Consider the following 13,059-nt stretch of genomic DNA (forward strand, 5'->3'; position numbering starts at 1 on the left):
CTTCCTCCCCACCCTCCAGATCGGCGGAATCAGATCAGTAGCGGTTGACGGTCGGGGCGCTGCCGAGCTCGGCGCCGAACTTGCCGGCCGTGTCGTCCCACGCCTTCTTCCAGCTGCCGTCGGCGAAGGCCTTGTCCAGCGTGTCGTTGATGAAGGTGCGGAAGTCGTTGTCTTCCTTCTTCACCCCGATGCCGTACGGCTCCTTGGTGAAGTTGTCACCGGCGAGCTTGAACGAGGCCTCGTCCTTGGCGATGTAGCCGAGCAGGATCACGTTGTCCGTGGTGACCGCGTCGACCTGGCCGCCCTTGAGGGCGTCCCGGCACTTGTCGTAGGTGTCGAAGAGCACCAGCTGGGTGGCGACGTCCTTGACGTACTGCTTGATCGTCTCGGCGGGGGTCGAGCCGGTCACCGAGCAGACCTTCTTGGTGCCGTCCTTGAAGGAGTCCGGGCCGGTGATCGCGGCGTCGTCCTTCTTCACCATGATGTTCTGGCCGGCCTCGTAGTACGGCCCGGCGAAGGCGATGCGCTCCTTGCGCTTGTCGTTGATCGTGTACGTCGCGGCGACCAGGTCGACCGTGCCGTTGACGATCACGTCCTCGCGGACCTTCGAGGGGGCCTCGACCCACTCGATCTTGTCCTCGGGGATGCCGAGCTCCTTGACGATGATCTTCGCGACCTCGACGTCGAAGCCCTCCGGCTTGCCGGACAGCCCCTTCTGGCCGAAGCCGGGCTGGTCGAACTTGGTGCCGATCTTGATGGCCTGCGCCTTGTTGAGCCGCTCCATCGTGCTGCCGGCCGCGAACGACTTGCTGCCGGCGCCGGTGCCCTCGCCGGCGTCGTCGCCACCACAGGCGGTCAGGCCGAGCGCCAGGGTGGCGGCCGCCGCGAGCGCCGCTACACGCGTGATACGCATACTCTTCTCCTTCTTCGGTTGGACCCGCCGGGGGATGGCGCGCTCCACTGACAGACGCCTAGTGCGTGAGGATCTTGGAGAGGAAGTCCCGGGCCCGCTCACTGCGAGGGTTCGCGAAGAACTCGGTCGGCGGAGCATCCTCGACCAACTGCCCGTCGGCCATGAAGATGACCCGGTTCGCCGCGTGCCGGGCGAAGCCCATCTCGTGGGTCACCACGACCATCGTCATGCCGTCGCTGGCGAGCGAGGTCATCACGTCGAGCACCTCGCCGACCATCTCCGGGTCGAGCGCGCTGGTGGGCTCGTCGAAGAGCATCGCCTTGGGCTGCATGGCCAGCGCGCGGGCGATCGCGGCGCGCTGCTGCTGGCCGCCGGAGAGCTGGGCGGGGAACTTGTCGGCCTGGTTGGCGATGCCGACCCGGTCGAGCAGGGCCAGGCCGCGCTCGCGGACCACCGCCGGCTTCTCCTTGCGTACCTTGATCGGGCCGAGGGTGACGTTCTCCAGGATCGTCTTGTGCGCGAAGAGGTTGAACGACTGGAAGACCATGCCGACCTCGCTGCGCAGCTTCGCCAGGGCCTTGCCCTCGGCCGGCAGCGGCTGGCCGTCGAAAGTGATGGTGCCGGAGTTGATCGGTTCCAGGCGGTTGATGGCGCGGCACAGCGTCGACTTGCCGGAGCCGGACGGCCCGATCACCACGACCACCTCGCCCCGGCCGACCGACAGCGAGACGTCGTCCAGCACGTGCAGCGGCCCGAACCACTTGTTGACCGAGTCCAGCACGATGAGCGGTTCGCCCGTCGTCACGTCGTCCACCGTCCCTGTCGTCTCCCGGATCGGGGTGCGATGACCCCCGGTTGGGCAACTGTAGGCGGGGGGATGTGGCGGAACGCAACTCGGTTGGTCACGGAGCGGTAACACCAGCTGTGATCGGCGTCGGGTGTCCGATTTCGACCGCGAATCGGTCTCGGCGGCGGTGGCGTTGACGGGCCCGGTGCCGGGATCATGGGGGGATGACCGAACCGGTACGGCTGACCCGGTACGCCCGGGGCGGCGGCTGCGCCTGCAAGATCCCGCCGGGCGAGCTGGAGGCGATGGTGGCCGGGCTCGGCCCGGCCACCGGCACCGCGGAGCTGCTGGTCGGCCTGGACCACGGCGACGACGCCGCGGTGGTCCGGCTGGACGAGCGGACCGGCCTGGTGAGCACGGCCGACTTCTTCACCCCGGTCGTCGACGACGCCTACGACTGGGGCCGGATCGCCGCGGCCAACGCGCTCTCCGACGTGTACGCCATGGGCGGCACCCCGCTGGTCGCCCTGAACCTGCTCTGCTGGCCGCGCGACGTGCTGCCGCTGGAGCTGGCCCGGGAGGTGCTCCGCGGCGGGCAGGACGTGGCCCGCGACGCCGGCTGCCACCTGGCCGGCGGGCACAGCGTCGACGACGACGGCCCGAAGTACGGGCTGGCGGTCACCGGAGTCGTCCGCCCGGAGGACCTGATCACCCTGGACGCGGGCCGGGCGGGGCTGCCGCTGTCGCTGACCAAGCCGCTCGGCGTCGGGGTGCTGAACACCCGGCACAAGACGACCGGCGAGCGATTCCCCGAGGCGGTCGCCACGATGAGCGCGCTGAACCGGGACGCCGCCCGGGCGGCCGTGGCCGCCGGCATCCGCTGCGGCACCGACGTGACCGGCTTCGGCCTGCTCGGGCACGCCTCGAAGCTGGCCCGCGCCAGCGGGCTGACCGTGGCGATCGACGCGGCCCAGGTGCCCTACCTGGCCGGGGCCCGGGAGGCGGTCCGGGACGGCCACGTCAGCGGGGGCAGCCGGCGCAACCTCGACTGGGTCAGCCCGTGGACCGACTTCGGCGCCGTCGGGGAGGAAGAACGGCTGCTGCTGGCCGACGCGCAGACCTCGGGCGGGCTGCTGGTCGCCGGTGAGCTGCCCGGCGCGCCGGTGGTCGGCGAGCTGCTCCCGGCCGGCGAGCATCGGGTCGTCATCCGCTGAGACGCGGTCGCCCGTGTCGAGCGGCGAAGCGGCACCATACCCGATAATCTGTCATCTTCCCGCTACTAGGAGCAATGCCGGTCCAGTAAATTTTGCCCGGAATGGTCACAGACCGGTAACTTGCCCCCGGCTGGGGTCAAATGCACCCCACCATCGTCAGTAAGGCCCGATCCGGGGCCGGTGGGACGAACGCAGCGAGGAGGCGGCATGACCGAGCTGTGGAACTGGAGAATCGACCAGGTACGACCCGTGGCGATCTACCCGGCGTTGGCCGAGGCACTCGGTCGGGTGGTGATGCCGTTGGCAGTCGCCGACCCGGCGCGGCTGCCCACGTACGCGGTGATCTGCGACGTCTGGCAGGCGCCGGGGGAGTTCGCCACGATCGTGGACTGCTACGGGGTGCCCGACCGGCTCTCCGAGCACGCCAGCATCGCCGGGCTGGCCCGGCTGCTGGACCGCAACTGCCTGCTACGCGACGACACCCTCGACGCCGGCCGGCACCTGCTGGTCACCCCGGACGGGACGATCCGCCCGGTGCACTTCGACGTCCAGGAGACCGACGACGGCGAGGTGCTCAGCAACCAGCGGCTCTGCACCGAAGCCGACCCCGGGTGCCGGGGCTGGTCGCAGTGTCACCGCTCGCGGTGGGCCCCCGACACGGTCGCCCCGGTGCTCGCGGCGGCCTGACCGTCCCGTGACGCGGCCCCGCCGCGCACCACGAGCTGGTCGAGCAGGGTCCGGGTGGCCTCCGCCACGGCGGCCACCGCCGCGTCGAAGGCGGCGGCGTTGTGCGCGGCGGGCGCCCGGAAGCCTGAGATCTTCCGGACGTACTGCAGCGCCGCCGCCTCGACGTCGGCGTCGGTCACCTGCGGGGTGTACGGCTCACGCAGGGTCTTGATGCTCCGGCACACGGCTCCTCCTCGGTTCTGGTCCATCCGGTGGGCCCGGATACGCTGTCCTCGTCATGACTACCGCAGCGGCGGGCAGCCCGCGCACCTACCAGGTGCGGACGTACGGCTGCCAGATGAACGTGCACGACTCCGAGCGCATCTCCGGGCTGCTGGAGCAGGCCGGCTACGTCCGCGCGCCCGAGGCCGACGAGCAACCCGACGTGGTGGTGTTCAACACCTGCGCGGTCCGGGAGAACGCCGACAACCGGCTCTACGGCAACCTCGGTCATCTGCGCCCGGTCAAGGACAAGCACCCCGGGATGCAGATCGCGGTCGGCGGCTGCCTGGCCCAGAAGGACCGCGGCGACATCGTCCGTAAGGCGCCCTGGGTCGACGTGGTCTTCGGCACGCACAACATCGGCTCGCTGCCGGTGCTGCTGGAGCGGGCCCGGCACAACGCCGCCGCCGAGGTGGAGATCCTGGAGTCCCTCGACGTCTTCCCGTCGACGCTGCCGACCCGCCGCGAGTCGACGTACGCCGGCTGGGTGTCGATCTCGGTGGGCTGCAACAACACCTGCACGTTCTGCATCGTGCCCTCCCTGCGCGGCAAGGAGAAGGACCGCCGCCCCGGTGACGTCCTCTCCGAGGTCCGCGCGCTGGTCGACGAGGGCGTGCTGGAGGTGACCCTGCTCGGGCAGAACGTCAACTCCTACGGCGTCGAGTTCGGCGATCGGCTCGCCTTCGGCAAGTTGCTGCGCGCCTGCGGCGACATCGACGGCCTGGAGCGGGTCCGGTTCACCAGCCCGCACCCGAAGGACTTCACCGACGACGTGATCGCCGCGATGGCCGAGACGCCGAACGTCTGCCACTCGCTGCACATGCCGCTCCAGTCCGGCTCCGACGACGTGCTGCGCGCCATGCGCCGGTCGTACCGGTCTGACCGCTACCTGGGGATCATCGAGAAGGTCCGGGCGGCGATGCCGGACGCGGCGATCACCACCGACATCATCGTCGGCTTCCCCGGCGAGACCGAGGCCGACTTCGAGCGCACCCTCGACGTGGTCCGCGAGGCCCGGTTCTCCTCGGCCTTCACCTTCCAGTACTCCAAGCGCCCCGGCACCCCGGCCGCCACGATGGACGGACAACTGCCCAAGCAGGTGGTCCAGGAGCGCTACGAGCGGCTGATCGCCTGCGTCGAGGAGATCACCTGGGCGGAGAACAAGCGCCAGCTCGGCGAGACCGTCGAGGTGCTGGTCGCGGTCGGCGAGGGGCGCAAGGACGACCGGACCGGTCGGCTCTCCGGCCGGGCCCGCGACGGCCGGCTCGTGCATTTCGCCACGGGCGCGCTCGCCGGGCAGATCCGCCCCGGCGACATCGTGCACACCACCGTCACCTACGCCGCCCCGCACCACCTCAACGCCGACGGTGACCCGCTGTCGCACCGGCGGACCCGGGCCGGCGACGCCGCCGAGGCCGGCCCGGGTCCGCGTACCCCGGGGGTGCTGCTCGGGCTGCCCGGGCTCGGCGCCCCGGCCGCCGCGCCGGCGGCTGACAACGCCTGCGCCGCGCGCTGATCCCGGCCGCCGGCCCGGCGGTCACGCTTGACGCACGGAAGCCCCGGTCCGCACGGACCGGGGCTTCCGACGTACGTCAGCTCAGCCGGACTGCTCGGCGAGCTGGAGGAACTGCCGCTTCGAGGCGAGCGCCTGCTCGGCCTCCCGGACCCGCCGGGCGTCACCAGCCGCCTGGGCGCGGGCCAGCCGCTCCTCAGCCTCGGCGACCTGAGCACGCATCTGGGCCAGCAGGGGATTGTCCGCCGGGGTCGTCCGACGCCAGGCCGAGTCCATCACCTCGCGGACCCGGTCGTCGATGACCCGCAGCCGCCGCTCCAGCCCGGCCGCCGCCTCACGCGGGACCCGACCGGCCTCATGCCACTGTGCCTGGATCTCCCGCAGCTTCGCCTGGGCGCCCTTGGGGTCGGCGTCCACGTCGAGCGCCTCCGCCTCGGCGAGCAGCGCCTGCTTGCGCTCCAGGTTGGCGCGCTGCTCGTTGTCGCGCGCCGAGAAGACCTCGCTGCGCCGAGTGAAGAACTCGTCCTGCGCGGCCCGGAACCGGTCCCAGAGCTTCTGCTCGGCCTCCTTGGAGGCACGCGGCGCGGCCTTCCACTGAGTCATCAGGTCCTTGAGCTGGTTGGCGGTGGCCGCCCAGTCGGTGGACTCCTTGAGCTTCTCGGCCTCGGCGACCAGCTCCTCCTTCACCGACTGCGCCTGCTTGCGCTGCGCGTCGAGGGAGGCGAAGTGGGCGCCCCGCCGACGGGTGAAGCCGTCCCGGGCGGCGGCGAACCGCTTCCACAGCTCGCCGTCGGTCTTCTTGTCGACGCCGCGGATCGTCTTCCACTCGTCGAGGATCTCCTTGAGCCGGTCGCCGGCGGTCTTCCAGCCGGTCGACTCGGCGGCGAGCTTCTCGGCCTCCTCGACCAGGGCCGTCTTGCGGGCCAACGCCTCGCCGCGGGCCGCGTCCCGCGCCGCGCGGGCCTCCCCGGCCTTCTCCTCGGCCACGGTGGCGAGCTTGTCCAGCCGCGCCGCCAGCGCGTCGATGTCGCCCACCACGTGCGCCTCGGCGAGCGAGGCCCGGATCCGGCGGATCGTGGTCAGCGAGTGGCCGGCGTCAGCCGCACCGGAGTTGAGCCGGGCCTCGGTCAGGTCCACCTCGGTCACCAGGTCGGCGAAGCGGCGCGCGAAGTGTGCCAGCCCCTCCTCCGGTGCCCCTGCCTGCCAGGATCCGACCACCCGCTCACCCTCGGCGGTCTTGACGTACACGGTGCCGTCCGCGTCCACCCGTCCGAAGGCAGTCCAGTCGCTCATGTGCCCATCCTCGTTCTCCCGGCGTCGGAAGAGCAGTCTCCCGATCACCGCCACAGCGCAGCCAAGTTTCTCCCGGCATTGTCACAGGTCCGACCCGGTCCCCGTCGAGCGCCTATCGCCGACCGTGACCATACGGTGTCCTAGCGCCCGGATGACCGGATCGGCGCGGAGACTCACCGGGAAGTCCGGCTACGGTGATCGGGTGCCACTGGTCGCCGCCGCCGTCTGCCCGCATCCGCCCCTGCTCGTGCCCGAGGTGGCCGGCGCCGCCGCGCCCGAACTGGACGATCTCCGCGCCGCCTGCGACAGCGCCGTCGCCGCGCTGTTCGCCCACCGGCCGGACGCCGTGGTGCTGATCGGTGACGGGCCCGTCACCGGCTGGATCGGCCCGCCGGCCACCGGTTCACTGCAACCCTGGGGCGTCGACCTGGCCGTACCGCTCGATCCGACGATGCCCGACCGCGGCGCGGTGCTGCCGCTGAGCCTGACCATCGGCGCCTGGCTGCTGACCCGCCACGATCCGCGACCGCCGGTGGCCGCGCTCCAGGTCGCCCCCGACGCCGGGCCGGCGCTGCTGCGCGAGCTCGCCGGGCAGGTGCACGACCACGGCCCACGGGTCGGGCTGCTGGTGCTCGGCGACGCCTCGGCCTGCCGGGGCGAGAAGGCACCCGGCTACCACGACCCGCGCGCCGAGCCGTACGACCGGGCGGTCGCCACCGCCCTGGCCGGCGCGGACGCCGACGCGCTGCTCGGCCTGGACCCGGTGCTCTCGGCGCAGCTGCGGGTCGCCGGGCGTGCGCCCTGGCAGGTGCTGGCCGGCGCGGCCCGCGCCGCCGGCGGCGACTGGCGCGGCGAACTGCGCTACGACGCGGCCCCCTACGGCGTCGCCTACCTCGTCGCCAGCTGGACCCCGGCGTGACCGGGCCGACCGATCCCGGCGGCAGCCGCCCGCCGGTCGGCACGGTCGTCGCGGTGGTGGGGCCGACGGCGGCCGGCAAGTCGGCGCTGAGCATCGCGCTCGCGCACGCCCTCGACGGGGAGGTGGTCAACGCCGACTCGATGCAGCTCTACCGAGGGATGGACATCGGCACCGCCAAGCTCACCGCGGCCGAGCGGGACGGCGTGCCGCACCACCTGCTGGACATCTGGGCGGTGACCGAGCCGGCGAGCGTCGCCGAGTACCAGCGGCTGGCCCGCGCGGCGGTCGACGACATCCTGGCCCGGGGTCGGGTGCCGCTGCTGGTCGGCGGCTCCGGGCTCTACGTCCGAGCGGTGCTGGAGCGCTTCGAGTTCCCCGGCACCGACCCGGCGGTGCGCGAACGGTTGGAACGGGATCTGGCCGAGGCGGGCCCCGCGCCCCTCTACGCCCGGCTGCGGGAGATCGACCCGTCCGCCGCCGCCAGCATCCTGCCCGGCAACGGCCGTCGGATCGTCCGGGCCCTGGAGGTGATCGAGCTGACCGGGCGGACGTTCACCGCCTCGCTGCCGGAGCCCACCCCGTACTACCCGTCGGTGCAGCTCGGCGTCGACCTGGACACCCCGCTGCTGGACGAGCGGATCGCCCGGCGGGTCGACCGGATGTGGGCCGACGGGCTGGTCGCCGAGACCCGGGAGCTGGTCGGCCACGGCCTGCCGGAGGGCCGCACGGCCAGCCGCGCGCTCGGCTACCAGCAGGTGCTGCGTCTTCTCGCCGGGGAGTTGACCGAAGACGAGGCGCACGAGGAGACGATCCGCGCGACCCGCCGGTTCGTCCGCCGGCAGCGCTCCTGGTTCCGGCGTGACCCGCGCATCCACTGGCTCGACTCGGCCGCGCCCGACCTGATCGAGGCCGCCCTGCGGTTGGTGCCGGCCGCTGCGCGATGATGGGTAGGTGGAGTTCACCAAGGGGCACGGCACCGGCAACGACTTCGTCGTGCTGCCCGATCCGGACAATCAGCTCGAGTTGACTCCGGGCCTGGTCGCCGGCCTCTGTGACCGGCGGCGGGGGATCGGCGCGGACGGCGTGCTGCGGGTGGTCCGGGCGGCGAAGCACCCGGACGGCGCCGGTCAGGCCGGCGAGGCCGAGTGGTTCATGGACTACTGGAACTCCGACGGCTCGTACGCGGAGATGTGCGGCAACGGCGCCCGGGTCTTCGTCCGCTATCTGCTCGACACCGGGCTGGCCACGCCGGACGGCGCGGTGCTGCCGGTGGCGACCCGGGCCGGCGTCGTGCGCGCGCGCGTCGAGGGGGAGGAGACCATCGCCGTCGAGATGCGCCGCCCCCAGCTGTACGACGCGTCCACCGCCTCGCTGGGCGGTTTGACGCTGACCGGCACCGCGGTGGACGTGGGCAACCCGCACCTGGTCTGCTCGCTGCCCGCCGGGCTGGACCTGCCCACGCTTGACCTCACCCGGGCGCCCGGCTTCGACCCGGCGGTCTTCCCGGCCGGGGTGAACGTCGAATTCATCACTCCCGGCGACCCGGTCGACGGCGCCGACGGGCACGTGCTGATGCGGGTCTACGAGCGTGGCTCGGCCGAGACGCTCTCCTGCGGCACCGGGGCCTGCGCGGTGGCCGCGGTGGCCCTGCACGACGACTCCCGGGACACCGGCGTGGTCGCGGTCGACGTCCCCGGCGGTCGTCTCACGGTCACCGTCACCCCGGATTCCTGCTGGCTGGCCGGCCCTGCCGTACTGCTCGCCACCGGTGAGGTCATCCCCACCGCCCTGATGCCCTGACCCGGCCGCTCTCCTGCCCTGACCCGGCCGCCCTTCCGGCGTGACCCGGCCGCGCTGCGGATGACCCGGCCGCCCTTGCGGCCTGATCCGGCCGCGCCGCGAATGACCCGGCCTCCCTTCGGATGATCGACTCCGTTACGCCGACCTGGCGGTATCCCGGCACGCCGCATACCGCGAGTCGCCGACCTGGCGGTATCCCGGCACGCCGCATACCGCGATGTCGCCGACCTGGCGGGGCCATCCTCGTCAGCCGGCGCCGCGGCGCCAACCCCTCCGCAGCCTTTGCTCTGCTGTAGCAGAGGCAACACCCGGCGTCCGCTATCCGAACACCGGGTGTTGCCGTGGCTGAAGCAGAGCAAAGCGTGCGACGGCCTTCCCCTCCCGGGCGGTGCCGGCCTCTCCCGGGGCGGTACCGGGCGGCTTGTGCCTTCCGGTGGCAGACGCCGGACGGGCCGAGCGTTCCAAGGGACGTGCCGGGCGGACCTGCCAACCGGGCCGTGCTACCCGGCGGGTATGCCGGGCGGCTGCGGCGCCGGAAGGAACGGTCAGGGGGTCGCGGAGGCTCCGGCGGCGATCTCGGGGAGGTCGGCGGGGCCGGGGTCGGCGGCGGGCACCGGGGACGGGTTGTTGGCGGCGGCGCGGACCGCTGCCGCCACCGCCGGGGCGACCCGGGAGTCGAAGACGCTGGGCACGATCACCGTGGGGTTGATCTTTTCCTCGCCGACCACGTCCGCGATGGCCCGGGCGGCGGCGATCGCCATCTCCTCGGTGAACTCCTCGGCGTGCGCGTCCAGCATGCCGCGGAACACACCCGGGAAGGCCAGCACGTTGTTGATCTGGTTGGGCTGGTCCGACCGGCCGGTGGCGACGACCGCGGCGTACTTGCGCGCCTCGCGCGGGTCGACCTCCGGGTCCGGATTGGCCAGCGCGAACACGATCGCGTCCTTGGCCATCTTGGCGATGTCGTCACCGGTGAGCAGGTTCGGCGCGCTCACCCCGATGAACACGTCCGCGCCCTCGATGGCCCCGGGCAGGTCGCCGGAGTAGTTCTCCCTGTTGGTGTTGTCGGCCAGCCACTGCCAGGCCGGGTTCAGGTCGCTGAGCCCGCGGTGCAGGGCGCCCTGCCGGTCGTACGCGATGATGTCGCCGACGCCCTGACGCAGCAGCAGCTTCATGATCGCGGTGCCGGCGGCGCCGGCGCCGGAGACGACCACCCGGACGTCCGCGAGCTGCTTGCCCACCACCCGCAGCGCGTTGGTCAGCGCGGCCAGCACGCAGATCGCGGTGCCGTGCTGGTCGTCGTGGAAGACCGGGATGTCCAGGGCCTCGCGCAGCCGGGCCTCGATCTCGAAGCACCGCGGCGCGGCGATGTCCTCCAGGTTGATCCCGCCGTACGCCGGTGCGATCGCCTTGACGATGGCGACGATCTCGTCGGTGTCCTGGGTGTCGAGCACCACCGGCCAGGCGTCCACCCCGCCGAAGCGCTTGAACAGCGCGGCCTTGCCCTCCATCACCGGCAGCGACGCGGCCGGCCCGAGGTTGCCCAGGCCCAGCACCGCCGAGCCGTCGCTGACCACGGCCACGGTGTTGCGCTTGATGGTCAGCCGCCGGGCGTCCGCGGGGTTCTCCGCGATCGCCATGCAGACCCGGGCCACCCCGGGGGTGTACGCCCGGGACAGCTCGTCGCGGGTGCGCAGCGCGACCTTCGGGGTGACCTCGATCTTGCCGCCCAGGTGCAGCAGGAAGGTCCGGTCGGAAACCTTGCGGACGTCCACGCCGTCGAGCGCGGTCAGCGCCTCGACGACCTGGTCGGCGTGCCCGGCGTCGGCGGTGTCGCAGGTGAGGTCGACGAGCACGTGCGTCGGATCGGAGTCGACCACGTCCAGCGCGGTCACGATCGCCCCGGCCTCCCCGACGGAGGTGGTCAACCGCCCGATCGACGAGGCGTCCGCCGGTACGGCGATCCGGATCGTGATGGAGAATCCGGCACTCGGCAAGCGGGTGATGGCCACAGTGTTCCCTCCGTCAGCGCTGAGCGGCTCGACTCGCATTTCTACCCGCATGCCCAGCTCGGCCGGCATCCGACCCCGCTACCGGTGGGTACGGCCACGGGCATATAGCAGGTGCGTCGGGCGTTGCTACATGTCAGGATTGCTCAGTACCCGGCAGAACGGACAGGAGAACAGCTTGCGAGACCAGGACACCGTCGTCGCTCCCTTCGAGGACGAGGAGCTCGACGCCACCACCGGCGAGTTCGAGCTGTCGGAGCGGCAGGCGCTGCGGCGGGTCCCCGGCCTCTCCACCGAGCTCACCGACGTCACCGAGGTGGAATACCGCCAGCTCCGGCTGGAGCGGGTGGTGCTCGTCGGCGTCTGGACCGACGGCAGCCAGCGTGACGCCGAGAATTCGCTCGTCGAGCTGGCCGCACTGGCCGAGACCGCCGGCTCCCAGGTGCTCGAGGGGCTCATCCAGCGGCGCAACCGACCCGACCCGGCCACCTACATCGGTCGCGGCAAGGTCGACGACCTGGGCTCGGTGGTGCTCGCCACCGGCGCCGACACGGTCATCTGTGACGGTGAGCTCTCCCCGTCCCAGCTGCGCAACCTGGAGCAGCGCACCAAGGTCAAGGTCGTCGACCGGACCGCGCTGATCCTCGACATCTTCGCCCAGCACGCCAAGAGCAAGGAAGGTAAGGCGCAGGTTGAGCTGGCCCAGCTCGAATACCTGCTGCCCCGGCTCCGCGGTTGGGGTGAGACGCTGTCCCGGCAGACCGGTGGTAGCGCCCGCGGCGGCGGCGCCGGCGGTGGCGTGGGTCTGCGTGGTCCCGGTGAGACCAAGCTGGAGACCGACCGGCGCCGGATCCGCACCCGCATCTCCCGGCTGCGCCGCGAGATCAAGGGCATGCGGACGGTACGCCAGACGAAGCGCTCCCGTCGCTCCCGTAACGCGATCCCCGCGGTGGCCATCGCCGGCTACACCAACGCCGGCAAGTCCAGCCTGCTCAACCGGCTGACCGGCGCGGGCGTGCTGGTCGAGAACGCGCTGTTCGCCACCCTCGACCCGACCACCCGCCGGGCCACCGCGGCCGACGGGCGGCTCTACACCCTCTCCGACACGGTCGGGTTCGTCCGGCACCTTCCGCACCAGATCGTCGAGGCGTTCCGCTCGACGCTGGAGGAGGTCGCCGAAGCCGACCTGGTGGTGCATGTGGTCGACGGCACCCACCCGGATCCGGAGGAGCAGGTCCGGGCGGTGCACGAGGTGCTCGCCGAGGTGGGCGCCGACCGGCTGCCCGAGCTGTTGGTCGTCAACAAGACCGACGCGGCCGACGAGGAGACCCTGCTGCGGTTGAAGCGGCTCTGGCCGGACGCGATCTTCGCCTCGGCCCGTTCCGGACGCGGCATGGACGACCTGCGGGCCGCCGTCGAGGCGCGGCTGCCGCAGCCGGCGGTGGAGGTCCGGGCGGTACTGCCCTACGACCGCGGCGATCTGGTGGCCCGGGTGCACCGGCACGGCGAGGTGCTCAGCACCTCCCACCTGCCCGAGGGCACCCGGCTGCACGTGCGGGTCAACGAGGCGCTCGCCGCCGAGCTGGCCCCGTACGAGGAGGGCCGCGCGGTCCCGGCCGGGGCGTGAGCCGTACCGGCGTCACCCGGTGGAAACCTGGGACAT

Annotated in this window: 12 protein-coding genes; 7 read left to right on the forward strand and 5 right to left on the reverse strand. The window is 72.3% G+C overall.

What is annotated here, in order from left to right; translation table 11 throughout:
• Positions 1-34: 34 nt before the first annotated feature.
• Together ACIP9D_RS12615 and ACIP9D_RS12620 are read right to left on the reverse strand one after the other, a co-directional pair.
• Complete coding sequence (locus tag ACIP9D_RS12615) at positions 35-913, reverse strand: glutamate ABC transporter substrate-binding protein (protein ID WP_350869902.1); 879 nt, start codon at positions 911-913, stop codon at positions 35-37.
• A gap of 58 nt (positions 914-971) precedes the next feature.
• Entirely contained in the window at positions 972-1,727 is a 756-nt protein-coding gene (locus tag ACIP9D_RS12620) for an amino acid ABC transporter ATP-binding protein (protein WP_350869904.1), read from the reverse strand.
• A gap of 197 nt (positions 1,728-1,924) precedes the next feature.
• On the opposite strand from ACIP9D_RS12620, the gene selD reads away from it, so the two are divergent.
• Together selD and ACIP9D_RS12630 are read left to right on the forward strand one after the other, a co-directional pair.
• The gene (gene selD, locus ACIP9D_RS12625) at positions 1,925-2,914 is read left to right on the forward strand and encodes a selenide, water dikinase SelD (protein ID WP_350869906.1); all 990 of its coding nucleotides are present in this window, start codon (positions 1,925-1,927) and stop codon (positions 2,912-2,914) included.
• Between the two features lie 207 nt (positions 2,915-3,121).
• The gene (locus ACIP9D_RS12630) at positions 3,122-3,601 is read left to right on the forward strand and encodes a hypothetical protein (protein ID WP_350869908.1); all 480 of its coding nucleotides are present in this window, start codon (positions 3,122-3,124) and stop codon (positions 3,599-3,601) included.
• Here ACIP9D_RS12630 and ACIP9D_RS12635 read toward each other — a convergent pair.
• Positions 3,547-3,825, reverse strand: a complete 279-nt coding sequence (locus tag ACIP9D_RS12635) for a DUF2277 family protein (protein ID WP_350869910.1) — start codon at positions 3,823-3,825, stop codon at positions 3,547-3,549. The genes ACIP9D_RS12630 and ACIP9D_RS12635 overlap by 55 nt on opposite strands.
• Positions 3,826-3,878: 53 nt before the next feature.
• Between ACIP9D_RS12635 and miaB the strand changes: the two genes are divergently transcribed.
• Positions 3,879-5,378, forward strand: coding sequence for a tRNA (N6-isopentenyl adenosine(37)-C2)-methylthiotransferase MiaB (gene miaB / locus ACIP9D_RS12640; protein ID WP_350869912.1), 1,500 nt, complete (start codon positions 3,879-3,881; stop codon positions 5,376-5,378).
• Positions 5,379-5,459: 81 nt separating this feature from the next.
• Here miaB and ACIP9D_RS12645 read toward each other — a convergent pair whose 3' ends face one another.
• On the reverse strand, positions 5,460-6,668 hold the full coding sequence (locus ACIP9D_RS12645) for a DUF349 domain-containing protein (RefSeq protein WP_350869914.1): 1,209 nt from the start codon (positions 6,666-6,668) through the stop codon (positions 5,460-5,462).
• Positions 6,669-6,819: 151 nt separating this feature from the next.
• On the opposite strand from ACIP9D_RS12645, the gene ACIP9D_RS12650 reads away from it, so the two are divergent.
• The 3 genes from ACIP9D_RS12650 to dapF are packed head-to-tail and all read left to right on the forward strand — an operon-like array spanning position 6,820 to position 9,387.
• A complete protein-coding gene (locus tag ACIP9D_RS12650) occupies positions 6,820-7,587 on the forward strand; it encodes a class III extradiol dioxygenase subunit B-like domain-containing protein (protein ID WP_350869916.1) in 768 nt (255 codons plus the stop codon).
• On the forward strand, positions 7,584-8,531 hold the full coding sequence (gene miaA / locus ACIP9D_RS12655; protein WP_350869919.1) for a tRNA (adenosine(37)-N6)-dimethylallyltransferase MiaA: 948 nt from the start codon (positions 7,584-7,586) through the stop codon (positions 8,529-8,531). The genes ACIP9D_RS12650 and miaA overlap by 4 nt, the downstream gene beginning before the upstream one ends.
• 7 nt (positions 8,532-8,538) lie before the next feature.
• Positions 8,539-9,387: a diaminopimelate epimerase gene (gene dapF, locus ACIP9D_RS12660; protein WP_350869921.1), complete on the forward strand. Its 849-nt coding sequence runs from the start codon at positions 8,539-8,541 to the stop codon at positions 9,385-9,387.
• Between the two features lie 545 nt (positions 9,388-9,932).
• Here the strand turns inward: dapF and ACIP9D_RS12665 are convergent.
• On the reverse strand, positions 9,933-11,399 hold the full coding sequence (locus tag ACIP9D_RS12665) for an NAD-dependent malic enzyme (RefSeq protein WP_350869923.1): 1,467 nt from the start codon (positions 11,397-11,399) through the stop codon (positions 9,933-9,935).
• 130 nt (positions 11,400-11,529) lie between these two features.
• On the opposite strand from ACIP9D_RS12665, the gene hflX reads away from it, so the two are divergent.
• A complete protein-coding gene (hflX, locus tag ACIP9D_RS12670) occupies positions 11,530-13,023 on the forward strand; it encodes a GTPase HflX (RefSeq protein WP_396697936.1) in 1,494 nt (497 codons plus the stop codon).
• The last annotated feature ends 36 nt before the right edge of the window (positions 13,024-13,059 follow it).

The sequence above is a fragment of the Micromonospora sp. NPDC093243 genome (genome assembly GCF_044753725.1).
Lineage (GTDB): Bacteria > Actinomycetota > Actinomycetes > Mycobacteriales > Micromonosporaceae > Micromonospora.

What these genes read in the sequence shown, in the direction of transcription:
- ACIP9D_RS12615 (WP_350869902.1), bottom strand. Translation starts at nt 913, where the DNA reads ATGCGTATCACGCGTGTAGCGGCGCTCGCGGCGGCCGCCACCCTGGCG.
- selD (WP_350869906.1), top strand. Translation starts at nt 1,925, where the DNA reads ATGACCGAACCGGTACGGCTGACCCGGTACGCCCGGGGCGGCGGCTGC.
- ACIP9D_RS12630 (WP_350869908.1), top strand. Translation starts at nt 3,122, where the DNA reads ATGACCGAGCTGTGGAACTGGAGAATCGACCAGGTACGACCCGTGGCG.
- miaB (WP_350869912.1), top strand. Translation starts at nt 3,879, where the DNA reads ATGACTACCGCAGCGGCGGGCAGCCCGCGCACCTACCAGGTGCGGACG.
- ACIP9D_RS12645 (WP_350869914.1), bottom strand. Translation starts at nt 6,668, where the DNA reads ATGAGCGACTGGACTGCCTTCGGACGGGTGGACGCGGACGGCACCGTG.
- ACIP9D_RS12650 (WP_350869916.1), top strand. Translation starts at nt 6,820, where the DNA reads ATGACCGGATCGGCGCGGAGACTCACCGGGAAGTCCGGCTACGGTGAT.
- hflX (WP_396697936.1), top strand. Translation starts at nt 11,530, where the DNA reads ATGTCAGGATTGCTCAGTACCCGGCAGAACGGACAGGAGAACAGCTTG.